Below are 23857 nucleotides of genomic sequence, written 5' to 3' on the forward strand. Positions count from 1 at the left end.
CCGGTTGAAACGCGTAGGTCAGAAAGTGGAAAGCGGATCGAGAGAATCACTCGCCGCCGTCTGGTGGTCGCTCGACGAAGACGACGCCGTTCCCATAGAGGTCACGTGCGACGGCCTCGATGCCGTAGGGCTGTTCTTCAGGCTCGGCCGTGAACTCGACACCGCGCTCGCGCAGGGTTTCGTAGGTTGCGTGGCAATCGTCCACGGTAAAGGCGAGTGCTGGTTGTTCACCGACCATCGCGGCTCGACGGTCGGCTTCTTCCTCGTCTTCAGACCAGTCGGGGAGTTCGAGGACGATCTCTGCAGTGTCGTCTTGTTCAGCTGCGACAGTGACCCAGCGGTTATCGGGTCCGAACGGTTCGTCCGCTTTCTTCACGAGGCCGAGCTTCTCGATGTAGAAACGCAGCGCTTCGTCCTGGTCATCGACGAGACGAGTGGTGAGACGGAGCTTTTCGATCATAATTCCTCCATCTGTACCGACGACGCGTGCCGGCAAATACGTTCACCTAGCACACTGAAAGTGATAGCTGCTCTGCTCACAAGACCTTCTCCCTTACTGATTGGCTGTCAACAGTGTACCCCCTTCATATGTGGTGAACCCATTTGAACCGCTGTTGCCGTTCGTCACTACTCGCGGGTCTTCCGAGCAACGACGCGAAGCCGCCGATAGTCCGCGATCCACGTCCCGTCCTGAAGCTGGTCCTCTCGAAGGCGATCCTCGACGGAGGAGATGACTGTTGACTGTTCATCATCGGGGATCGTAGACAATAGACTGTCACCGAACATACCGAGCCAGTCCGCAAGTCCATCGGTCCCGTTATCGAGTTCAGTCGGTCGGTCGAAGAGTGTCGCGTAGCGCGTTTCGAAACCGTGTGATTCCAGTTTCGAGGTGTATTCGCCGACACTCGGGAAGTACCATGGACTCTCAACATCGTAGCCGCGTGCAGCCGCTTCGTCACGAACTGCGTTCACAATGGCAGCGACGTTTCCTGTTCCACCAAGCTCCGCGACGAACCGACCACCGGGAACAAGTGCGTCGGCGACCGATTCAAGAACGGCATCCTGCTCAGGGATCCAGTGGAGGGCCGCGTTGGAGAACACGGCGTCGAACGGATTGTCGAACGAGAAGTCTCGGGCGTCCTCGTTGACGAATGGATACTCGGGATAGGTTTCGTGGGGCCGTCTCAACCATCTCTTCAGAGGCATCGCGACCGACGACAGTTGCTCCTGACTCGGCAATTCGATCTGTAAGGTGTCCAGTCCCACACCCAAGATCGAGTATCCGCTCCCCGTGCTCTGGCTCCAGTAGATCGACTACCCCTTCACCGTACTCAAAGACGAAGGAGTGTCCCTCGTCATAGCTATCGGAATTCCACTTGTTCGCGGTCTTCTCGACCGGTTTCCCATACAGATCGCTACTCTATACATTCACTTCTACCTGTTGAAATAACAGGTGTTGCTTTCTGTTCCACCAATCTCGGCCATACACGAGTTACTGTGACTGTGCTTTTCCTACCGCTGACATCAACTGATCGGAGGGACGAACCCCTGGCGCTCCCATGTAAATTATTTACATTTTCGAGTGGTGCGTATGCAGACGATGGCTCATAGCAATGCCAGTCTGTCAACTCGAGTGGTATTCACTGTTGCAGAGGCAATTGACACGGATCCCGTGGATCTTCCGTCGCTCGAAAAAACGATCAGTAGTGAGGCACTCAATAACCTCTTCCACGAGGACACATCACTTCCCGGCGCATATCTGGTGTTTCCGTACAGTGATGTCTGGGTGATAGTTCACGGCGACAGAACCGTTGATGTATTCATGGAGTACGCCGCGACCACAGCCGTTGACGACGTTCCAACCGATAGTGAAGGGCAACCAACTGACGATCAAATGGTCGTACTATCCGCTGAAAATGGACGACACGCATTCACCGACGACGAATTGAAGACACTCCACGAAATCGTGGAGGAGGCGGACGATGCTACGGAAGCGTGGGAGGATACCATTAACTATGCCGAGCAACGATAGATCTCGCGATCTCTGAGATCACGTTGTGAGTTAGTGTCTGGCGCGAACATACTCACCGAGAAGCCACAGGGTGTGGCACTCAGGTGCTCAGAGATACGGTCTCACTAAATGCACAGTTCATCGGTTGGAACGCTCTTACTCTCGAGTGATACCCCTAGTAAATTATAACTGTGATTATTAAGTGAGTCAGATTCAATCATGTGAGGAAATCCGATTGTAGTAGGTCTGTACTATGACTGCCGTGAGCACGATGAGATTCCCCAACAATCTCACTCTTAGATTGCAATTTCCGTTGGATTTAACACTACCTATAGACACCAACCATGATATATTTATTACGTATGGGTGAGTGAACGAACACCTACTCAGGTGATATAGCGATTGGTTCGTCTATGGACCAACCACCTGAAACGCAATTCGAAACACGTGTTAGACGACGGTCATATCTCCGAACAGCTACCACAGCAGGAATCGCAAGTGTAGCACTTGGAAGCATCGGAACGGCTGCAGCACAAGACGACACAGAGACGACGCGTCAGTATAATGTCGGCCATGAGACTGAGGTAGGAAGAGAACACGCGAGAGATGTTGCGGTGGAGGTACACCACGAGTTCGAAGCGCTGGATATCACCACGGTCGAAGTCGCAAAGAGCAACCTCGATGCCCTTGATGACCATGAGGATATCCGGTTCGTCGAAGCGAACGCCGCGCAGAGTATCGATCTCCCTGACATCGATCCTGACCACCAACTGCCAGAGGAACTCGAAGTCGAGCAATGGAACCGCTGGGGAATCGAACGAGTTGGTGCTCTTGCTGCACACGAACTCGGCGAGACCGGGTGTGGCGTCCACGTGGGGGTCATCGATACTGGTATCGACCCCACGCACGAAGACCTACATGCCAACATCGGCGAGGGTGTTGCCTTCGTTGAGACCACAGTAGAGAGCAGTGAAGAGTGGGCCGATGACTTCGGCCACGGCACGCACGTGTCGGGGACGATCGCAGCACTCGATAACGACATCGGGGTCGTCGGTGTGAGTCCATCCGCAACGCTCCATCCGGTGAAGGTGCTCGATAACCAGGGAACGGGAACCGATGCGGATATCGCTGCTGGGATCGAGTACGCGGCACGCCAAGGCTATGATGTCGCCAATATCAGCGTGACCGAACAGGAGACATCGCAGACACAGACTGAAGCTGTACGGTTCGCCCACAAGGAGGGGCTCTTGCTCGTTGCAGCGACGGGCAACGAGGGCCTCCCGAAGGTGGACTACCCTGCGGCACACAAGGAAGTGATCGGTGTGGGTGCGATCGCGCAAGACGATTCGCTCGCATCGTTTTCGAACACGGGCTCGGAAGTGAACCTGGCCGCTCCAGGGACCGCTGTGTTATCGACGATTCCTGGCAGTCAGTATGGAGTCATGGAAGGTACTTCGATGGCGACGCCGCACGTGACTGGTTCGGCAGCGTTGCTGGCCGCACATGGCCTCGCTATCGATGAAATCCGCGAACTCCTCACCACGTCCGCAGAAGACGTTAGCCTCGCGCCCGACCAGCAAGGATCCGGGCTTGTCAACGCGAGTACTGCCACCGAGGAACTCGAGAGACTGGAAGGAAAGGCACTGGCCAAGTAACCCCTCGATATTGGTTTATGTCCGCGTTGTCGGATTCACTCCCGCCCTGTTCGTTCGGCGGTTCCGACAGCGCGTCGGAACACTCCTCACTCACGGGAGGGGCGGAATTCTCTCCTGGGAGGGAGATAGTGCGAATGTAGCACGAGATTCGGCTCGGATTCGTGGGTTACCCCATTCAGTTGGCTGCAATACCAATAGTGGGCCTTGTTGAATCGCTGTAAGGCGGTGGGTTTCACTGTTTGATGGCACACTTGATGTTGTAGACGGCACACATCAGAGCAATTTCACTGAACTCTCGATACCAGCTATGCGCTCGCGCGGCGTAGCCGAGCGAACGCTTGACGGCGGAGTTGACGGTTTCGGTCAGTGAGCGCTGAGCGTACCGATCGTCGTCAATATTGGTGAGCAACAGTGATCCAGAATCGCCGCGAGCTCCCTCCGGTTGAGGAACGACGGACAACTGATGCTGAAGCTACATTGTCTCAGAGTAGCGCCGCAAACTACCGGATCACACCGCAGAAGTCGACGCCATCTAGTGGTTCATTAGATCCATATAGTGGTAATATCAATGCTGGGAGAAGGTGTCAGTGACGAGTGTCCACCGGACTCCCGAGTTCAGCTCTGATTCCCGCGACAGAGTCGACGAAATCATGCGCCGTCCGTTCACGCGGGCGTTCTACGTCGATAGGGATGGTCGACTGCACGGTTCCTGGGTCAGCGTCCATGACGACGACGCGGTCGGCCAGTGTCACCGCTTCGTCGATGTCGTGGGTGACGAACACGACTGTCTGTCCGGTCTGTGCCCAGATATCTAGTAATTCGGCGTGTAGGCGGTCTCGCGTCCGCGCGTCGACACTGCCGAACGGTTCGTCCATCAACAGGATCTCCGGGTCGACGGCGAGGGCGCGGGCGATCCCGACGCGCTGTTTCATGCCGCCGGACAGTTCCTTCGGGTAGGCGTCCTCGAAACCCTCGAGCCCGACGAGATCGATCAACTCCCGAACTCGTGCCACGCAGTCTGCACACTCACACGCGGGCCGGTTGAGACCGAATCGGATGTTCCCGCGGACGGTTCGCCAAGGGAACAGTGCATACTCCTGAAAGACCATTCCCCGATCCAGACCCGGGTCAGTAACCGGGTCACCGCCAACTAGGACCGAGCCACTGTCCGGGTCATCGAGGCCGGCTATTGCTCGCAACAGCGTGGTCTTTCCACACCCGGACGGTCCGACGACACAGCAGAACTCGCCCTCTGAAACCGAGAACGAGACAGTATCGAGTGCTTGCGTCGACTCGTACGCCTTGCTAACGTTCTGAATGCTGATCTTCTCACTGAACTCCTGGTCGGTGGATGGTATCTCACTCATCGCCATGAAAGTACACTCCGTTCGACGAGTCGGAACCCAACGTCCATACAGAGGAACGCCAGGCTGATCAGAAACATGTAAGCGACGCTGGTCGCCATCGCGAGATTGTTCGAAGCGTTGATGATCTCGTAGCCGACGCCGGGTGCGCCGAACAACTCAGCGCCGACGACGATCATCCAGCACCGGCCGATGCTCGTCCGGAACCCCGTCAACACTTGGGGAGCCGCGCTCGGGAGAGCGACGAGTTTTAACATCGAGAGGTCGCGTTCCACACCGAGCGTCGACGCGGCATCGGTCAATTCGCTCGAAACGCCCTCGACGCCACCGTAGGCGCCATAGAAGTTGATCCAGAACGCGCCGACGAAGACGATGAACGCCGCGCCGGTGTGATGGATGCCGAACCAGACGATCGAGAAGACGACCCACGCTAGCGGCGGGATCGGCCGGAGCACTCGGACGAGTGGCCGTAACCAGTCGTCGAGTGCACCGTTCCAGCCCATCGCCAACCCGAGCGATATCCCACAGCTAGCACCGAGGAGGAGGCCAGGAACGTAGTGGAACAACGTCTCTGCGAGGTGTGCGGGCCCAGTCGGCAGCACCAACTCCGACCCGAAGATGGGGACCACAATCGCAGTTGAAGTTGCGAACAGGTCGAAAAAGGCGTGCACCGAATCGACCGGTCCCGGCACCAAATACGACGGCTGGGTCGTCATCGCTCCGGCCCACCAGACGAGAAGGAACACGAGCAGACCGCCCAGCCCGCGAAGATACCGCTGCAGGTCTCCTTCAAATCTGGCCGTGACCATCGTGTTGGTATTGGTGTCGGTTTGGTGGCTCATTCTTGGATAGCGTCGTAGGGGTCGAACGCGAACAGGTTCTCGGTCGCGATCGGTTCCTCGATGTTGCCGACGTTCGCGACGAACTCACCCATCGTTTCGGTTTGGTCGGTGATCGCGTGGGGGTCCGAAATGAAATCCGACGCCTGTGAGTCCATGGCAGCCGTAGCGAGATCCTCGCTCACTCCGGACCCGATTACCGACGCAGCATCGGCCGCGGCTGCATCCGGTGAGTTCGCCGTGAACTCGGTTGCCACCATATGCTGTTCGATCAGTGACTGCGAGACGTCGCTATCGTCGATCACCTGTTGGTTCGCAAACAGCACCGTGACCGGATGGTTTTCTAGAATATTCCCGGACCAGACGAGTTCACCGAAGTCGTCATCCTGGCCGATGATCGTCGCGAACGGCTCTTGGATGATCGTCGCATCGATGTCACCCGACTGGATCGTCTGGACCGCTTTCGCCGGGGGGACTTTCGACTTGTTGATGGCGGCGGCCACGTCGCCAACATCGAGGTCCTCCTGGATCCAGTACCGAAGCACAATATCGGGGACGCTCCCATCCGGTGGAGCGCCGAATCGTATCTTGCGGCCGTTCTCCTGCTTGAATCGCTCGAACGTGTCCGTCCCTTCCTGGTCGTACAGATCGACGAGTTCGGTCGTCCCCATGATCTTGAAGCCGTTTTTCGAGTTCGCCGCGAGGATACCGGCGTCGGTGCCCTTGTCGACGAGGACCATCGCAGGGGTGATCCCGAAGAGCGCAGCGTCGACATCCCCGCTGGCGAACGCCTTGACCACGTTCGGTCCGGAACTGAATCGCTCGATAGTGACATCCACTGGGACGTTCTCATAATACTCCTCCTGTTCCATCACGTAGTGTTGCATGTTCGGATAGATTGGGACGTACGCGAGAGTCATGGAGTCGAGGGACCTACTACTTCGACCGAGGCAACCGGCGAGTCCCGTTGTAGCAACCGTACTCGCGCCTGCCCCCTGGAGCAGTCTTCGTCGCGTGGTTTGGACCATCGATGTTGATAACTTATTCCTCGAATATAATAACTACTGTGATCTCATACTCCATCTTTAATATGATCCAGAACTATTGGAATAGTGCTAGTTTGAGAATACACCCGGTATCGGAACGTCACAGCAACTGCGGTCACTGAGTCAGACCGTCGAGCGACTCCCGCGACAGCAGTTGTCGACGACGAACTCGTGACCGTCGACGACTTCGTTCAACAGCCTGTCGTCAGCCCGTCAGCACATCTCACGGATCTCCGCGATAGCGGTCACGAATATGCTTGCGATAGTTGTTCGACCCCATCAAAAACCGGGTACTAGGCGCGGTAGTGCTGTTGCTCAGGACGGCGTACTGAACTCGTCGAACAGTGCAATGACTCGCTGTTCGATTTCATCACGGATCTCGCGTACTCGGTCGAAATCCTTTCCATCGGGATCTGCAAGCGCCCAATCACGGACGTCGACGGCTTCGCCAACGTCGCCGACGTCGAGTGTCGAACAGCCCATCGTGGCGACGTAGTCGCAGGACTGCAGTTCGTCGATCGTGATTTCACGGGGCGTTCGATCGGAGAGGTCGAATCCCGCTTCGTCCATTACCTCGATTACTCCCTCGTGGACGTGGTCGGCCGGATGGGTCCCGCCGGTGAGGATTTCGACGCGGTCGGAGAGACCACGGCGGTCCCGTTCGCGCTCTGCAAAGGCCGTGGACATCTGGGAGCGGCCGGCGTTCTGGACGCACATGAAGGCGATACGGATCGGGTCGTCTGAAGCGCTGTTAGTGGACATGATTGTCGTATGGTTAATCGTTGGCTGCTGGATCGGGCGCTGATGCATCGAGACTGCCGGTATTAGATCCACTCCAGTCAAATTTCCGCTGGAAGTACAGGGAGACATTGACCAACGCAAGTAGGACCGGGACCTCGATGAGCGGACCGACGACGGTCGCGAACGCGACGCCAGAACCGACACCGAACACGGCGACTGCGACCGCGATTGCTAACTCGAAGTTGTTCGAGGCAGCCGTGAATCCAATCGCGGTCGTCGTCGAGTAGTCCGCGCCGATACCGCGGCCCATCCCGAAGCTCACGAGGAACATCACGACGAAGTAGATCGTCAGCGGAACGGCGATCAACAAGACGTCACCCGGCGAGGCGACTATGTTCTCCCCCTGCGTGGCGAACATGACGATTACGGTAAACAGCAATGCAACGAGGGTGAGGGGATCGATTTTCGGGATGAACTCCTCATCGTACCACTCCTCACTCTTTTTTCGAGTGGCGACGTAGCGGGTAAGGAAGCCGCCGGCAAACGGAATCCCGAGGAAGATGACGATCGCTTTGAATACGTCCCACGGCGTGATCTCGAAGGTCGTAATCCCGGTGACAAGCGCGTCCATGCCGAGCAGCGGCGGGAGGAACAACGCGAAGAACCAGACGTACACCCCGTACGTAATGATCTGGAAGAGGCTGTTAAACGCGACCAGGCCAGTCACGTACTCGGTCGAGCCCTCAGCGAGTTCGTTCCAAACGAGCACCATCGCGATACACCGGGCCATCCCGATAAACACGAGTCCGAGGAAGAACTCGGGGCGGGCCGGAAGACCGGGGACAAGCCCGCTGAAGAAGATCACCGCGAGCCCGAACATGAGAGTTGGGCCGATGAGCCAGTTCTGGACGAGACTGAGCCCGAGCACTCGCCAGTTACTGAACACCGCCCGGAGCTGCGAATAATCGGCTTTCGCCAGCGGCGGATACATCATCAGTACCAACCCGATCTCCACGAAGTGGAGGTTCTGAATCGGCTCGGTGACCGACGGGGCGACATAGCCCAATCCCACACCGATTGCCATCGCGGCGAAGATCCAGACGGTGAGATACTTATCGAGGAAATCCATCGACCGCGGGCCCCCACAATCTGGACAGTCGCAGTTCGGGCCGTGTTCGTGTTCGACGTTACTCATCACCGTTCACGCTCCCTTCGAGGACCGTGACGAGTGCTATCGCACGATTGGTTGCCCGGTACTTCTTCCAGCGCCCGTCCTTCCGGCCGTCGACGAGACCCGCATCGACGAGTTTCGAGAGGGCGTGACTGAGACCGCTCTCGGTCACGTCAACGACTGCGTTCAACTCGCAAACGCAGAGTTCCTCCTGTGCCGCAACCAGTACGCGCACGAGCGTGTAGCGCGTCTCGTTACCGAGTGCCGAGAGGACATCGAGTTCGGCTTCGGCCTGTGCCGTCCCGAGTCCCGCCTCGAGCGTCCCTAACTCGTCGAGTCGACGCTCGATATCCTCGCTCCGACACTCTTCGAGTTCGTCATCGAGATAGCGTCGAAGCCGTTCCGTCGATTGTGCCATCGAAAACGACTTGACCATCTTCTCAATTAACTCTTCCGGATAATCCACGAGAGAATGCGTCGAGAAGACACTGTATTCACCCCACACCAACATACGACCGGCTTAGAGCTCATACAACACGGTGATCGTTTTGGGATCCGACCAAAGGATTTATGGATATGCCTGAGTAGCAATTCAATTGAATTGCGAATCAAGTGAGTTGAACGCGATCATCGTGCGACGGCTGACTCCCAGCCTGGACGAGTTCACCACAAATGAACGAACTTACACTATACGAAGAGGCGATGTGTTGTGCAACCGGTATCTGCGGTCCCGACCCCGACGATGAACTCGTCGCGGTCAGCGCCGCGCTCGACCAGCTCGAAGACGAGTTCGATGTCGAAGTGACGAGAGCAAACATGCAACACGATATCGACCAGTTTCTCGAGACCCAGCGTATCTACGATCTGGTGCAGGAACACGGCCCGTCGATTCTCCCGATCACGGTCCTCGACGGCGAAATAGTCGCCAAATCGGAGTACCCCTCTTACGACGAGCTCACAGCCGAACTGACCCGCAACCGGAACCAGTCGCAGGAGGCCTGATCGATGGGTGAACGAACCGCACCTCGAGAACTCGTCGAGCCGAGTGGTGAAGACACCGAGTTCGTCTTCTTTAGCGGGAAAGGCGGCGTCGGCAAGAGCACGGTCAGCTGTGCCACTGCGACGTGGCTGGCAGACAACGGCTACGAGACGCTGCTGGTAACGACCGATCCTGCGCCGAACCTCTCTGATATCTTCGGCCAGCAAATCGGCCACGATGTGACCGAAATCGACGATATCGAGCGTCTGTCGGCCATCGAAATCGATCCCGACACGGCGGCCGAAGAGTACCGACAGGAGACGATCGAGCCGATGCGTGAACTGCTCGATGACGAACAGCTCGAAACGGTCGAAGAGCAACTCAACAGTCCCTGCGTCGAGGAGATTGCTGCGTTCGACAATTTCGTCGACTTCATGGACAGCCCGGCGTACGACGCGGTCGTCTTCGACACCGCCCCGACCGGCCACACGATCCGGTTGATGGAGCTGCCATCCGACTGGAACGCCGAGCTCGAGAAGGGCGGATCGACGTGTATCGGCCCTGCCGCCTCGATGGAGGACAGAAAGGCCCAGTACGAGCGGGCCATCGACACGCTGCAGGACGCTGAGCGGACCTCCTTCGCCTTCGTTGGGAAACCCGAGGACAGTTCGATAGACGAAATCGAACGCAGCGCGGACGATCTCGGTGAACTCGGCATCGAGTCACAGTTACTCGTCGTCAATGGCTACCTCCCGGAAACGGTCTGTGACGATCCCTTCTTCGAGGGGAAACGCGAGGACGAGCGGACGGTCATCGACCGCGTTGAGAGCGAGTTTTCGGAGGAGGCGATTGCGACCTATCCGCTCCAGCCCGGCGAAATCACCGGTATCGATCTGCTGTCCGACGTCGCTGGCGTCATCTACGACGGAGCGGAAGCGACCGTCAACGTCGGCTCGACGAGCGAGACTGACGCGGGAAGCGCTATCGACTTCGACTCGCTGGCCGATTCCGACGCCGTCGCCGAACAGCTACAGCCGGTCGACGGCACCCGGTATCTATTCTTCACCGGGAAAGGCGGCGTCGGCAAGAGCACGGTTGCTGCGACGACCGCCACGAAACTCGCCGAAAGCGGCTACGAGACGCTGATCGTGACTACCGACCCGGCCGCCCACCTGACGGACATTTTCGGTGAGACGGTCGGCCACGAACCTACCTCAGTGAGCCAGGCGAACCTCGACGCGGCTCGAATCGATCAAGCTCAGGCCCTCGAGGAGTACCGCACGCAGGTCCTCGATCACGTCACCGAGATGTACGAGGACAAAGACGATACCGAGATCGACGTCGAGGCGGCCATCTCCAACGTAGAGGAGGAGTTGGAGTCGCCGTGTGCCGAGGAGATGGCGGCCCTCGAGAAGTTCGTCAGCTACTTCGAGGAGGACGGCTACGATGTGGTCGTCTTCGACACCGCCCCGACCGGCCACACGCTCCGGCTATTAGAGCTCCCCTCCGACTGGAAGGGATTCATGGACCTGGGTTCGCTGACGAAAGGCGCAGCGCCGGAGAACGGCGACCAGTACGAGGAAGTCATCGAGACGATGCAAAACCCCGAGAAGAGTTCGTTTGCCTTCGTCATGTATCCCGAGTACACACCGATGATGGAGGCCCATCGGGCCGCCGAGGACCTCAAAGAGCAGGTCGGTATCGAAACCTCACTGGTCGTCGCGAACTATTTGCTGCCGGAGGAGTACGGAGACAACGACTTCTTCGCGAACCGCCGCGCCCAACAGCAGCAGTACCTCGAGGAGATCAATGACCGGTTCGACGCGCCGATGATGCTGGCACCGCTGCGTCAGGATGAGCCGGTCGGACTGGCGGAACTCCACGCGTTCGGCGACGATCTCACTGGGCTCTCGGGAGTATTGAAGGAACAGAAGGGGGTGACGGTTTCATGAGCGAAATTCAATCTGCGGACGCAGCTGTCGAGGCGAAACTCCAGGCGTTCGTGGAGACACTCAAAGAGTCTTCGACCTATCAGGAGTTCACCGAGGCCAGCGAGGCGCTCGAGAACGACACGAAGGCAATGGCGCTGCTCCAGGAATTCCAACAGAAACAGAAACGAATGCAACGCGGCGGCTTTGACCAATCGCTTATGAGCGAGCTTCGAGACCTCAAGTCAGAGATGTCGACCAACGAGACCATTCAGCGACACCAAGCCGCCCAGGAGGAGGTTGTAGAACTCCTCCAGGAGACCAACGACGTGATCAGCGAACAGATCGATCGGGAGTTCGCCCAGTCAATCGGAGGTGAGTGCTGTTGAGCGAAACCGACGAAGCCGTGCTGGCTGCCGCCGAAGCACTCGGAGAAGAACTCGCCGACACGCAGTCGACCTCGGCGGAATTTGAAACGGTGCTGAGACAGTGCAACGAAACGATCAGTCAGGAGATCGGGATCCAGTACGGCGACGCCTGCGGGGCGGGTGACTGCTGTTGACCGTCATCCCGTGACCGAGTAGCCGGCGATCATCTAATTTTCTGCTCCGAAATGGAGAGAAAAAGACCGGTGCGGCTCGCCGGACAGCGTCGTGGCGACTTCAAAACTCGACACCGTCTGCTCCCCCGACAGAAGAACTAATGCTCCACAGCACGAGTGCTGTACTGGGTTTACGAACCGGGGACATCACAATGGCTGATTCCAACACAACAGCGTACCACCCGTTCATCGAAAGAGAGGCAGCAGGCGAACACACCATCCTCGAAGATTGTGAGATCGACGCACGGACTCACGAGTCGGACAAGGCCAGTGAACTCCACACGCACGATGAAACCCACATCATCTTCATGCGGACAGGAGAAATGTACTGGGAAGTTGGTGACGAGGGGTTCCATGCCACGCCCGGTGACACGATCGTTACGCCGCCAGACACCGAGCACAAATTCGAGGTGGTCGGGGACGAACCATCGAAGACGTTGTGTTTGATCGCACCCGCTCGCCCAACCGAGGATCAGGGCCCATCTGGCACACACGAAATCACCAAACCCGACGATATTTGATTCGTACAATCAGACCGCGTTCAGATCTACTGCTCACTCCTTCCCTCGCTGTCCGAACGCGAACCCGGCGGCATCCCGTTTGAACTCGCGACAGAACAGCGATAGTAACAACTGAAACGATTTCCGCACCGATCACACGAGAGTTGTGCGATCGGATGTGCAGTGACTTGCAGTGGCTGCTATAGGACCTACAGTCGATGGCGATCACGATACGCTCGGGCGCTCGTTGTGCTCCCCATGGCTCGAAGAAGACCGAGAGCTGATCGAAAGACAGCACCAATCAGTTGCTATGTATCCTATATCCGGTCAAACGGATAGTATGGGGCGAGTTGTGGCGATAGACTGATTGTTCCGACTCCAGTAGTGCAGGTATGCCAATCGAAGAGACGGACGAACTCCGACGAATCCTTGAGTACGACCGGGTTGCAGTCGTCGGAGCGTCGACGTCGTACGAGAAGGCAGCACACATCGTACCAGCGTATCTTCAGCGTCACGGCTACGAAATCACTCCTATCAATCCAAATGCGGACGAGATATTCGGTGAACAGACGTACGATTCGCTGGCCGACGTTACGGAGCCTATCGATATTGTCGAAATCTTCCGGCCAAGCGCGGAGGTTCCGGAAATAGTAGAACAGGCGCTCGCTCGGGACGACGTGAAGGTGATCTGGATGCAACTTGGGATACGGCACGATGAGGCTGCACAAACGGCAGAAGCAGCCGGGTTAGAAGTGGTTCAAGATCACTGTATGAAGGTCGAACATGGCCGACTTATTCGCCATCCTATGGACTGACCAGAGAGACTCACTCCGTCTTACTCCCTTCGAGTCCCCTGATCTACGGTGGTCGAGTTCACTGTTGGTAGCGGTGGTTGATCTATCTCCATTCACAGATTTCGTCGGCACTGACTAGATACCCTCCGCAGGTATTCGTTCATCAAGTGCGTGATTCGGTCGCTGTTGATTAGAAGACTTGCTGAACTGCTGGAACCACCGTCTACCAGTCGGTCGGCTGTCCACTGAACTCGTATGAAAACGGCGGTCCGTCCGTTGAGGTTGCGAAATTACGTCTCGACACAGTTTCAGAGCGATCCGTCGAATCGGTGCGGGAACGCGGTAACTGAATCAGTGCTTCGCCGTTCGAAGAGTAGATGTCAAGAATACGTGTTGACTCGACACCTCTTGCAGCAGACATCCAAGACTAGTTGCCGGTTCTCTTAACAGGGTATTCATCAATGGCCACCCGCGGTAGCATCGCCGTCTGCAGAACGCTCCGCGTTCTGCTGTCGAGGCGAATCCGAGCTCGCCGAACATTGGAGAACGAAATTCTCCAAATGGCCGCACAAGAGCACTGTTCCCGTGGGCGTCGGCGGGTCTGGAACACTAGCAGTGAATCGATGTATAGAGTGCCAGATTGCTTGGTGAGAGCGTTTTATGCCAACCAAGCGAAGAAGAGCATGTATCGCTCGGAGCGGACAACCGGTCGCGTGTAGCCGGATAACGAATACCTTGGCGGGGGTTACTGTCCTCTCACGCTTGCACAACTCGACAGATTTCGCCGCGTCACACTCACTGAGCAGGTCTGCGAACGGCCTGACCAAACTAGCACTCCCACCTGCTCGCTTCTCAAACTGGCCGACATAGACGGTGCCGTACTCACTAGTCGGAGTTCATCTCGAGGCGGTTGTATTGTGTATGTTGAGCAAGAGAGATCGCTAGGCAAGGTGTCGGTATCCAGTTATTAGCGAGTTACAATCCGCGATTCGTGCCGAGATATATCGATCTCGATGAATTCGATACACCGGGCCGTCTCGCGTGATTTGCTCTCGTCGACATGGGGATATCTACGCCAGTCCCCCACCACTCCTCCGTCACCGGAAACTGCGCCTCAACTGCGCACCGAGTCACGTTGTACACAGGTAATGGAGTTCGCATTCCTATCACCCTAGTCCGATATTGCCGGAATGGGGTTCTTCACTCTTGAACGCTGGTTCTGAGCTTCCTTCCGGAATATCGCTGCTGAATACTTGTACCGCCTCTTTAGGAAGGGCGAACCGTCTACCTAGTGGATTACAAATGCACTTCTGTAAATGATGTGGTGCCATACTGAAGAGAAGCGGTTGTCTTGATAGAGTGCACGGTCAGGCTCCGTCTACTGCTCGATAGTGGCGATAGTGGTTGTCTCGAGAGTTCACTGGATCGGAATAGGTCGTAATCGATTCTGAACTCGCTGTAGAGCAGATTCGGATCGCAAGATCTCGGCCGTCGCAGGACGGTTGTGCGATCACAGTTAACGTGGCCCCTGTCTTTCAGTGCAGCCCATTCGATTAATTCGGGTCGAGGGCCTTCAGTGGATACCAGGCTGCTCTTTCGCTGACCTTGGTCCGGTATTATCGGATAAATCGGTGTAAGTCGCTTCTTCGGCAGGAATTTTTGCCCGGTTGCGTGCCGAAATGTGGCTCACAGTGGTTCACGATCGTCGCAGTAGAGACTGAAGCGGACGCCCGCGAGTACTTCATCATGGGCTCGCCCGAGGAGTGTGCCGACGCGATCGAACGACGGATCGAAGCGGGCGTCACGAAGTTCCAGTGCTGGTTCATCGACTTCCCGGAGACGACCGGAATGGAACTGTTCGCGGACGACGTGATGTCCGAGTTCAGGTGAGCCGCGCCCGTCACGCGACACGGCGGTCGCTCGCTGCCCCCCTGGGTTCGCTTCCCTGCCGGTTTCGTCGCAGTCACAATCGTCGGATCGGCGGATGGTGACTGCCCCCTGAGTTCGCTACGACCGGTCGAACATGATTGTGATGATCACACATATTATGAGCGGGAGTTCGTTATTTACCTCGGCTCGGAATGGGGTTGCGGTGACGAGAACGTAGGTGAGCGAAAGTCGCCGCCAGTACCGCTAACAGACCGATTAGTGGCGAAACTATCATTCCACGACTGGAAACGATTCGCACAACCCGACCGACGAACGGACAGAGACGACAATCGACCAAGATGGTTCGATACCGCTCGTAGACAGGCGCAAGTATCTGAAATACGGCGGCGTGATCGGGACGCTGCCGTCCTTTCCGAGCAGAATCTAGCACGGCCCGGCAAGCGAAACGGTGATCGCCGAGCGAACGCTGCTCCCGAAACGAACTGTCCGATACGCGCTCGGGAAACTCGAGCACGCGGACTTGATCGAGGAACAACCGTCGGTTCGCGATGCGCGGACCCAGTACTACTCGGCCAAATCGGTCGAACGGACGGGTGACGACGAACTCCTTCCAGACGGGCGTCGCTGGTGAGAGGGTGTCCGATACTACCGGAAGCTTTTTCTTGACTAGTGCGAACAGTTCGCATATATCGAGCACGGTTCCGGTCAAGGCGACGAAGATCTCGTTGGAAATCGTGGAGGTGCTCCGCGAACGCAACGGAGCGGGGGGTTCCGAAGTGGCTACCTGCGTCGATAAGCCGACGAGTTGGCGTTTCCGGCGGCCGAGGCGAACCTGCTTGCTCCCGTCCCACGGCCGGGCAAGATCGTATGCGTCGGATTGAACTATCACGATCACGCCGAAGAACAGAACGAGGCGGTTCCCGACCGTCCGCTCCTGTTCGGGAAAGTCGGAACGGCCGTGACGAATCCCGGCGATCCAATCGTCTATCCCTCGGCACTCGACGAGGTCGACTACGAGGTCGAACTCGGCGTCGTCATCGGGCGGACCGCCAAAGACGTTTCCGCGGACGACGCTTCGGACTACATCGCCGGCTACACGGCGATAAATGACGTTAGCGGTCGCGACGCCCAGTTCGCGGACGAACAGTTCTTCCGCGGAAAGAGCTATGATACGTTCGCCCCGATGGGGCCCGACGCTCGACTCGATCCGTCACAGTTGGACATCGCCTGTCGCGTCAACAGGGAGACGATGCAGTCTTCGAACACGCAGGAGTTCATCTTCGACATCGATGAACTCGTCGAGTACATTAGCGGTATCACGACGCTTCGCCCGGGAGACGTGATCTCGACCGGGACACCCGGCGGTGTCGGCATTTTCCGGGACCCGCCTGAACTGCTCGAGCCGGGTGATACGGTCGAAGTCGAGATCGATGGAATCGGAACCCTGGCGAATCCCGTCGTCGCCGAACGCGAGTAGTATAGTCGCCACCGAGACGGACTGCTGTCAGTCAGTGCCGGCGCACCCGCGACCGTCTGCGAGTGCGCCGGAAATCGATACAGGGGACCGTCTGAAAGGCGATGACACCCGATCGCACGACGGCTGTACGAGTAGCGTGTGAACAGTTTCAGTCGGAACTCTATACTCCCTCGTCAATACGTGATCTACGCGAGAACGTGGATCACGCAGTTGGGTGGCGATTTCGATTACAGTTCGACAGCGAACACAGACGAACGGTGACGCCACTCGAACTCTTCTTTCGAGGGCGACCGTTCCTCCGAGTTCGCTCCTATCGGAAGCCGTTTCGATTACACTGAACGAGAACGCTCGCTCGAACGGGCCAAAATCGATCTCTGCGACCCGCAATCGACAGTATACTCTCTTGGATCCCAGCATGGCGGAGCATGGGGCACGTTGCACGCCGGTGGAATTTCGACTGGTGAGCGATTCAGTTTCCGGTAATACCGGAACAAAGACACCCTCATCGTAGGCAGGATACGGTAGACAATACGATCGAGAATGTCGATTGTCTGTAGAACAGCGGGGTTCTTTACGGGATCAACCCGATATGCGTCGGTTGCGAGCGTGACAGTTACCGCGGATTGCGAGTTCACAATCGCCGTCACCAATACTGAACACCACCCCAAACATGTTCCGCTGGTTCGACACTGTCGCGACGGAACGTGGGTCAACGACCGTCGGGAAGCCGGGATCGATCGATCTCGAATTACAGACATACAACCGTAAATAATGGGGAAATCTCGACGGTAGTGGCCGAACGGGAGTCGCTCCCCTCGAACCGCTATCCGGCACACGGTGTCCGTTGTTCAGTATTAGAGAACTCGACGATGACGTGTATTCGAAATTTCACAGTCGGACGCTGATAGTCGCTCTCGAGTAGGATATCGCCTGATGGAGCATCGAGAATGGGAGTGTCACGCTATCCGACGACAGACGCAATTCGGCCGTTCGCCCGACTGGGAAAGCGCATCCAGGAGAGTTCCACTGTATAACGCCCGAGTTCGCGCGATCGGTGCTCGTTCAGGGAAATTTATAGTGCTGGTCATCAGACACCGTCGTATGGCACCGACGATAACGAAAATCGAGAGCCGGGAGTTCGAGTATCCGCTCGAGGACGTCGGAACCGACCAAAACGGCTTCAACCTCGTCTACGATCCCGGTGAGACGACGTGGCGCAAACTGTTCGGAATCACGATCCATACAGACGTCGGCATCACCGGCGAGTACGTGGGCGGGAACTCGCCCGGTGCGGCCCAGATCAACATGTTCGCCGATTACCTCGTCGGACGAAACCCGCTCAAGCGGGAGAAACACTGGAGCGAGATCAAGCGGGCGCTCCGGAAGTACGACCGAATGGGAATCGGCCCGATCGACATCGCCCTCTGGGATTTCGCGGGAAAGTACTACGACGCGCCGATTCACGAACTGCTCGGAACCTACCGCGAGTCGATTCCAGCCTACGCCTCGACGTACCACGGCGACGAAAACGGCGGACTGGACTCGCCAGAGGCCTTCGCCGACTTCGCAGAGGCGTGTCTCGAACGCGGCTTCCCGGGCTACAAAATCCACGGATGGGGCGGCAGCGACGCTAGCCGGGAGATCGACCGCGAACTCGATGCGATCGCAGCCGTCGGCGAGCGCGTCGGCAACGACATGGACCTCATGTTCGATCCGGCCTGCGAGTACGAAACGTTCGGCGACGCGCTCAAAGTCGGGCGCGCGCTCGACGAGTACGAGTTCTTCTGGTACGAAGACCCCTATCGTGACGGCGGCATCTCCCAGCAGGGACACCGTCGGCTCCGCGATCGACTCGATACTCCAATCTTGCAGACCGAGCACATCCGCGGCCTCGAATCCCACGCCGACTTCGTCGTCGGCGACGGGACCGATTTCGTCCGCGCGGATCCGGAGTACGACGGCGGGATCACCGGAGCGATGAAAATCGTTCACATGGCCGAGTCCTTCGGCCTCGACATCGAGTTCCACGCGCCGGGGCCGGCCCAGCGCCACTGTATCGCCGCGACGCGCAACACGAACTACTACGAACTCGCGCTGCTCCATCCCCGCTGTCAAAACACGCAGCCGCCAGTTTACGAGGGCGGCTACTCGGATATGATCGACACGGTCGACGACCGGGGCCACGTCACCGTGCCCGACGGGCCGGGTCTCGGCGTCGATTACGACTGGGACTACATCGAGGAGAACGGGACGGGCTCGGTCCACGTCTATGAGTAAACCTCGTTGACGGACACTGCAGGCATCATCGGGACCGCGGGATCGCCGGGGAGGGGCTCCTCGGCGTGGACGACGAGGACGGGAGCGCGTTGAGGGACTCCGCTGTGCAGTGGCACCGATCTGCAGCAAGAGGAGGCCAGTTTGAGAGGCGCGCAGATCGGAGCGCTAGTTTGGCTATGCTGCTCGCAGACCTACTCAACGAGTGTGACGCGGCGTAATCTGCTGAACCGTGGGAACGTGAGCGGACGGCGAAGCCGTCGCGGGTCGCTATTGATAAGATCACTGTCTGGATTAATGACGAGTAGTCTTGGGTGTATACTGCAACAGACATGGAATCAAAGCGAATCCGTGATGTCGCAGTCTGTGGTCGTCGAGGCGCTGATCCAGCCGCTGCATTTCTGCACCGATTGACCGAGAAACGCGATCTTAGCGGCACGATGTTTCTCGTCGATGGCGACGGCTCGTTGACTGCCCTCTCGAGTAGGAGCGGTCAGTTCGACGACGCCGACCGATACCGCATCGAAAAGTGGTTTCACAGGCTCAAAACACGCGTTTATCGTTTCCAGAACTCGTAGGTTGGCAGTCGGGCGACCGTCAGCGGTCTGCTTGCCCAGTTCGCACACTACCCTAACAGAGAATGGACAAACCAGTCACGAAACAGATAGATGAAACGCGGAGATGCTAAACTAGACAGTGCCGGGCCTAGAAGGGACGTGTAATAAATCAGCTGTGTTACCCATACACAGTTAACTCTGTGTTCTAATCAAAAATTCACCGGCCATTCGTAACCAATACTAGTTATTATGTGAGTTTATATTCATATGGTTTTATGTGCTGGATGCTGGTTGTTCACATGGAATGTCTACTGAATCTCAGCCAGTCAGCGATCGAAAGGGCAACATCGAACAACGCCATCAGGAGACCGCAGCGGATGTCGTTCCGCCGAACCTGAAGCTCTATATCGGCGGCGAATGGACAACGAGTTCGTCGGGAGAAACGTTCGAAACCCGTGACCCGACGACCGGCGACTCGCTCGCGACTATCCAAGCGGGGAATCACGAGGATATCGATCGAGCGGTCGAGGCGGCGTGGACCGCCTACGACGAAACGTGGTCGGACTACACAGCGGCGGACCGGCAGCGCGTTCTCGAAGAAATCGCGGACAGAGTCGAGGAAAATAAAGAGGAGTTTGCCCTTCTCGAAACGCTCGATAACGGGAAGCCGATCAGCGAGTCCAGGGTCGATATGGAGCTAGTCGCCGACCACTTCCGCTATTTCGCCGGCGCGGTCCGCGTCAACGGCGGTGAGACGATCCCGAGCGGCGGTGATAGCCAACACGTCCAAACGATTTCTGAACCGTACGGCGTCGTCGGCCAAATCATCCCGTGGAACTTCCCGCTGTTGATGGCGGCGTGGAAGCTCGGCCCAGCACTCGCCGCCGGAAACTGCTCCGTGCTCAAGCCGGCCGAAGAGACACCGTTGACGATCCTCAAACTCATGGATGAAGTCGATGACGTGCTCCCCGACGGAGTTGTAAACGTCGTCACCGGGTTCGGTCCCGAGGCCGGCGAACCGCTGGCTACGCATCCGGATATTCGAAAGCTCGCGTTCACCGGCTCGACCGAAATCGGCAAGCAGGTAATGGCACAGGCCGCCGAGAACGTCCACGACATCACACTCGAACTCGGCGGGAAGAGCCCGTTGGTCATCTATCCCGATGCTGATCTCGACAAGGCGGTCAACACGACGATAACAGCCATCTTCTACAACACGGGTGAGTGCTGTTCCGCGGGTTCGCGGCTGTTCATCCACAGCGACATTAAAGACGAGTTCCTCGACGCCTTGGCGTCCACCGCGGAGGATCTCGTTGTCGACGATCCGCTCCTCGAAGAGACAACCCTGGGACCGAAGGTGACCGAAGAACAAGCCCAAAACACGCTCGAGTACATCCAGGAAGCGCGCGACGCCGGTGCCGATTTCATCACCGGTGGAGACGTGCCGGACGACGAAGCACTCGAAGAGGGAAGCTTCGTTTCGCCGACGCTGATCGACAACATCGACCACGACAATCGTGCCGTCCAGGAGGAAATCTTCGGTCCAGTCCAAGAAGTCTTCGAGTGGACTGACTACGAGAAGATGATCGAACTGGCGAACGACGTCGATTACGGACTCGCAGCCGGGATCCTCACTAACGACCTCACGAAAGCCTATCGGACGGCAAAAGACATCGAAGCCGGGACGATATGGGTGAACCAGTACAACTCCTTCCCAGCCGGGCAACCCTTCGGCGGCTACAAAGAGTCCGGTATCGGTCGTGAGATCGGGTACGAAGCGCTCGCCGACCACTATACGCAGACGAAAACCATCAACGTCGCGTTGGAGTAGGCGATGCGTGATCCGGTCTCGGTCCCATTTCCCGAATGGGACGGCGAGCACGCCCGTCATCTCACCGTTGCACCTGACGGCAGTGTTTACGTCGTCCCGTCGGGAGCCCACGAGCGCTTGCATCAACTCGTCGTTGGGAACTCGGCTATCGGAGCGCAGTTCGACGGGCCGATCGGAACGAAGGTCGAACTCGCGCTTGCGGGCTGGGTGCAACTCCAGAGCGATCAGCTGATCGATCGAGTCAACGTCGACGCCCCCGACGGATTCGACGACACTGAACTCGTCCGAACGTTCGCTCAAATGCACGAGGCCGGATCGATCGCCGTCGCACTCCATCCGTCCGGGGAGGTACGGACGTGCACGATCCCCGAACTATCCCTTCCCGGTATCGGAGATCGCGTGCCGGTTTCATTGGGAGACGGGAACTAATACCGGTCGGCTGAATCCTCGAGTTCAATCGAGCGTATAACCCGACATGTACGTACTCGAATCGGTAGGAGTATGCTCCCGCTGACGGAGAACTGGCTCGAACCCGGCGAACGGGTGTACCACTGGCCATCGTTTTGAGCAAACTGCACGATGTTGTGCCAGCAGTGACGGAACGACAATCTGCGGTTCCTTCAGCACCATCGGTTCAGCGCAGCCGCCACGCGTTCCGTCGATAGAGTAATACCAACAGTTATATTATTAGATGGAATTATTACTCTAGTGAGTACAATGACGAAGACCACAGATCGGATCCACACGACTCATATCGGTAGTCTCCCGCGGCCGCCAGAACTGCTGGAACTGCTTAAAGCCCACCAGGACGGGGAAGACATCGACGAAGACGAGTGGACCACAACCGTCGCAGCCGCCACGAATGCTGTCCTCGAACGACAGGCCGAGGTCGGCCTCGATGTCGTCAATAACGGCGAACAGCCGCGAGTCTCGTTCAACTGGTATGTCGCGGACCGACTCAGTGGCATTGACGGCACGCGCGAGCAGGATCTCTGGGCCGACCTGCAAGCGTTTCCGGAGTACGCCGAGGAGACGTTCGAGACTGATATCATCGACCTCGCGATGCAGCCTGTCGTCACCGGTCCCGTCGAGTATACCGGCCACAAGGAGGCCGAAGCTGAACTCGACGGATTCCGCGACGCGCTCGAAGCCGCTGACACCGACTTCGATGGAACGTTCGTAACCTCGGCATCGCCGAGTATCGTCGCAACCACACACGTCGACGAGTATTATGACTCGTACGAGGAGTTCCTTTTCGCCGTCGCGGATGCGATGCAAAAGGAGTACGAACTGATTGCCGAGACCGGAATGACCCTTCAACTCGACGCACCCGAACTGCTCACCATCGGCCAAACGTCGGCCTATGCGGACGAATCCCTCGAAGAAATCAGGGACGCTACTCGCCTTCACGTCGAGGCGCTCAACAAGGCATTGGAGAACGTCCCTGCCGAGCAGGTTCGCCTTCACACCTGCTGGGGAAGCTACGAGGGCCCACACCATCTCGATACGGATCTCGTTGACCTCCTTCCAGAAATCTACGATGCCGACATTACGGGACTAAGTATCGAACAGGCAAACCCTCGCCACCAGCACGAGTACCGTGCATTTGCGGAACATCCACTTCCAGACGGTTGGACGCTGCTACCAGGTGTTGTCGATGTGAAGACGAACATCATCGACCACCCTGAGACGATCGCGGACCGTCTCGAACGCGCCGCCGATGCGGTCGACGACGAGACGCCGCTGGTCGCCGCACCCGATTGCGGCTTTGGGACGCAGGCTGGACTCGGCATGGTCCACCCCGAAATCGCGTGGGCGAAACTCGAGGCGCTCGTCGAAGGTGCCGAGATCGCGACCGAACGTATCTACTGACAGAAGCCTATATCATTCAGTATTTATGATTCGTAATAGTTCGAAGTACACGTATTTACACCGAGGCAATAAGACGCATTCGTCTTTACTCACATTCCTTCAGAGGTACTGTCTTGCCCGTTCGCTTCGTCAATAGTCACAAGATCATTTGAAGGCGATCATAGCGGCAGTTGCCGTCTATAGATACTACCCACGAATGCGAGTTCAGTTGGACGTCGCGGACAGTAGAACGAGTCAGTCGTCGTTATGGTATCCGCCTCCACAGACGGAAATTGGGTTCGAAATACCAGATCACGAAAATACTAGATGAAAGGATAATCGTGATCG

General features: G+C 57.5%; 21 protein-coding genes and 5 pseudogenes. 16 read left to right on the plus strand and 10 right to left on the minus strand.

Annotated elements, in window-relative coordinates:
• Positions 1-46 precede the first annotated feature (46 nt).
• Together C484_RS01270 and C484_RS01275 are read right to left on the minus strand one after the other, a co-directional pair.
• Positions 47-460: a VOC family protein gene (locus C484_RS01270; protein WP_006824165.1), complete on the minus strand. Its 414-nt coding sequence runs from the start codon at positions 458-460 to the stop codon at positions 47-49.
• Between the two features lie 167 nt (positions 461-627).
• Positions 628-1306, minus strand: a pseudogene (locus C484_RS01275) (class I SAM-dependent methyltransferase).
• 294 nt (positions 1307-1600) lie between these two features.
• Between C484_RS01275 and C484_RS01280 the strand changes: the two are divergent.
• Positions 1601-2032: a HalOD1 output domain-containing protein gene (locus C484_RS01280; protein ID WP_083867270.1), complete on the plus strand. Its 432-nt coding sequence runs from the start codon at positions 1601-1603 to the stop codon at positions 2030-2032.
• Between the two features lie 593 nt (positions 2033-2625).
• The gene (locus C484_RS01285) at positions 2626-3666 is read left to right on the plus strand and encodes a S8 family peptidase (RefSeq protein WP_006824168.1); all 1041 of its coding nucleotides are present in this window, start codon (positions 2626-2628) and stop codon (positions 3664-3666) included.
• A 232-nt stretch (positions 3667-3898) separates the two neighbouring features.
• Here the strand turns inward: C484_RS01285 and C484_RS21920 are convergent.
• From C484_RS21920 to C484_RS01315, 7 genes and pseudogenes are all read right to left on the minus strand, one after another.
• Positions 3899-4063, minus strand: a pseudogene (locus tag C484_RS21920) (IS5/IS1182 family transposase); the annotation flags it as partial.
• A 187-nt stretch (positions 4064-4250) separates the two neighbouring features.
• Positions 4251-5039, minus strand: a complete 789-nt coding sequence (locus C484_RS01290) for an ABC transporter ATP-binding protein (protein ID WP_006824170.1) — start codon at positions 5037-5039, stop codon at positions 4251-4253.
• Positions 5030-5872 carry an ABC transporter permease gene (locus C484_RS01295; RefSeq protein WP_006824171.1) on the minus strand — a complete coding sequence of 281 codons (843 nt, stop codon included), beginning with the start codon at positions 5870-5872 and terminating at the stop codon, positions 5030-5032. The genes C484_RS01290 and C484_RS01295 overlap by 10 nt, the downstream gene beginning before the upstream one ends.
• Entirely contained in the window at positions 5869-6789 is a 921-nt protein-coding gene (locus C484_RS01300; RefSeq protein ID WP_006824172.1) for an ABC transporter substrate-binding protein, read from the minus strand. Before C484_RS01300 ends, C484_RS01295 begins: the two co-directional genes overlap by 4 nt.
• 441 nt (positions 6790-7230) lie before the next feature.
• Positions 7231-7677 (minus strand): low molecular weight phosphatase family protein, encoded by a 447-nt coding sequence (locus tag C484_RS01305; protein WP_006824173.1) that lies wholly within the window; start codon positions 7675-7677, stop codon positions 7231-7233.
• 13 nt (positions 7678-7690) lie between these two features.
• Entirely contained in the window at positions 7691-8851 is a 1161-nt protein-coding gene (gene arsB, locus C484_RS01310) for an ACR3 family arsenite efflux transporter (RefSeq protein ID WP_006824174.1), read from the minus strand.
• Entirely contained in the window at positions 8844-9245 is a 402-nt protein-coding gene (locus tag C484_RS01315) for an ArsR/SmtB family transcription factor (RefSeq protein ID WP_006824175.1), read from the minus strand. Before C484_RS01315 ends, arsB begins: the two co-directional genes overlap by 8 nt.
• 254 nt (positions 9246-9499) lie before the next feature.
• Between C484_RS01315 and arsD the strand changes: the two genes are divergently transcribed.
• The 6 genes from arsD to C484_RS01345 all read left to right on the plus strand — a co-directional run bounded on the left by arsD (position 9500) and on the right by C484_RS01345 (position 13650).
• A complete protein-coding gene (gene arsD / locus C484_RS01320) occupies positions 9500-9829 on the plus strand; it encodes an arsenite efflux transporter metallochaperone ArsD (RefSeq protein ID WP_006824176.1) in 330 nt (109 codons plus the stop codon).
• A gap of 3 nt (positions 9830-9832) precedes the next feature.
• Complete coding sequence (arsA, locus tag C484_RS01325) at positions 9833-11758, plus strand: arsenical pump-driving ATPase (RefSeq protein WP_006824177.1); 1926 nt, start codon at positions 9833-9835, stop codon at positions 11756-11758.
• Positions 11755-12123, plus strand: coding sequence for a halo-CC-star protein HcsL (hcsL, locus tag C484_RS01330; protein ID WP_006824178.1), 369 nt, complete (start codon positions 11755-11757; stop codon positions 12121-12123). The genes arsA and hcsL overlap by 4 nt, the downstream gene beginning before the upstream one ends.
• Positions 12114-12296 carry a halo-CC-star protein HcsS gene (hcsS, locus tag C484_RS01335; RefSeq protein ID WP_006824179.1) on the plus strand — a complete coding sequence of 61 codons (183 nt, stop codon included), beginning with the start codon at positions 12114-12116 and terminating at the stop codon, positions 12294-12296. The genes hcsL and hcsS overlap by 10 nt, the downstream gene beginning before the upstream one ends.
• 191 nt (positions 12297-12487) lie before the next feature.
• Positions 12488-12856 carry a cupin domain-containing protein gene (locus tag C484_RS01340; RefSeq protein WP_006824180.1) on the plus strand — a complete coding sequence of 123 codons (369 nt, stop codon included), beginning with the start codon at positions 12488-12490 and terminating at the stop codon, positions 12854-12856.
• A gap of 371 nt (positions 12857-13227) precedes the next feature.
• Complete coding sequence (locus C484_RS01345; protein WP_006824181.1) at positions 13228-13650, plus strand: CoA-binding protein; 423 nt, start codon at positions 13228-13230, stop codon at positions 13648-13650.
• 569 nt (positions 13651-14219) lie between these two features.
• On the opposite strand, the pseudogene C484_RS24110 reads toward C484_RS01345, so the two are convergent.
• Positions 14220-14456: pseudogene (locus tag C484_RS24110) on the minus strand (IS6 family transposase); the annotation flags it as partial.
• A gap of 883 nt (positions 14457-15339) precedes the next feature.
• Here C484_RS24110 and C484_RS01350 point away from each other — a divergent pair.
• The 8 genes and pseudogenes from C484_RS01350 to C484_RS01385 all read left to right on the plus strand — a co-directional run.
• Positions 15340-15519 (plus strand): annotated as a pseudogene (locus C484_RS01350) (F420-dependent oxidoreductase); the annotation flags it as partial.
• 448 nt (positions 15520-15967) lie between these two features.
• Positions 15968-16150, plus strand: coding sequence for a hypothetical protein (locus C484_RS01355; protein ID WP_006824183.1), 183 nt, complete (start codon positions 15968-15970; stop codon positions 16148-16150).
• A 174-nt stretch (positions 16151-16324) separates the two neighbouring features.
• The gene (locus tag C484_RS01360; protein ID WP_006824184.1) at positions 16325-16996 is read left to right on the plus strand and encodes a fumarylacetoacetate hydrolase family protein; all 672 of its coding nucleotides are present in this window, start codon (positions 16325-16327) and stop codon (positions 16994-16996) included.
• Positions 16997-18097: 1101 nt separating this feature from the next.
• The gene (locus C484_RS01365) at positions 18098-19273 is read left to right on the plus strand and encodes a mandelate racemase family protein (RefSeq protein ID WP_006824185.1); all 1176 of its coding nucleotides are present in this window, start codon (positions 18098-18100) and stop codon (positions 19271-19273) included.
• A gap of 245 nt (positions 19274-19518) precedes the next feature.
• Positions 19519-19938: pseudogene (locus C484_RS01370) on the plus strand (IS6 family transposase); the annotation flags it as partial.
• A 193-nt stretch (positions 19939-20131) separates the two neighbouring features.
• Positions 20132-21658: an aldehyde dehydrogenase family protein gene (locus C484_RS01375; RefSeq protein ID WP_006824187.1), complete on the plus strand. Its 1527-nt coding sequence runs from the start codon at positions 20132-20134 to the stop codon at positions 21656-21658.
• A 3-nt stretch (positions 21659-21661) separates the two neighbouring features.
• Complete coding sequence (locus C484_RS01380) at positions 21662-22087, plus strand: hypothetical protein (RefSeq protein ID WP_006824188.1); 426 nt, start codon at positions 21662-21664, stop codon at positions 22085-22087.
• Positions 22088-22375: 288 nt separating this feature from the next.
• The gene (locus C484_RS01385; protein ID WP_006824189.1) at positions 22376-23530 is read left to right on the plus strand and encodes a cobalamin-independent methionine synthase II family protein; all 1155 of its coding nucleotides are present in this window, start codon (positions 22376-22378) and stop codon (positions 23528-23530) included.
• Positions 23531-23857: the final 327 nt, after the last annotated feature.

The organism is Natrialba taiwanensis DSM 12281 (assembly GCF_000337595.1).
GTDB classification, from domain to species: Archaea; Halobacteriota; Halobacteria; order Halobacteriales; family Natrialbaceae; genus Natrialba; species Natrialba taiwanensis.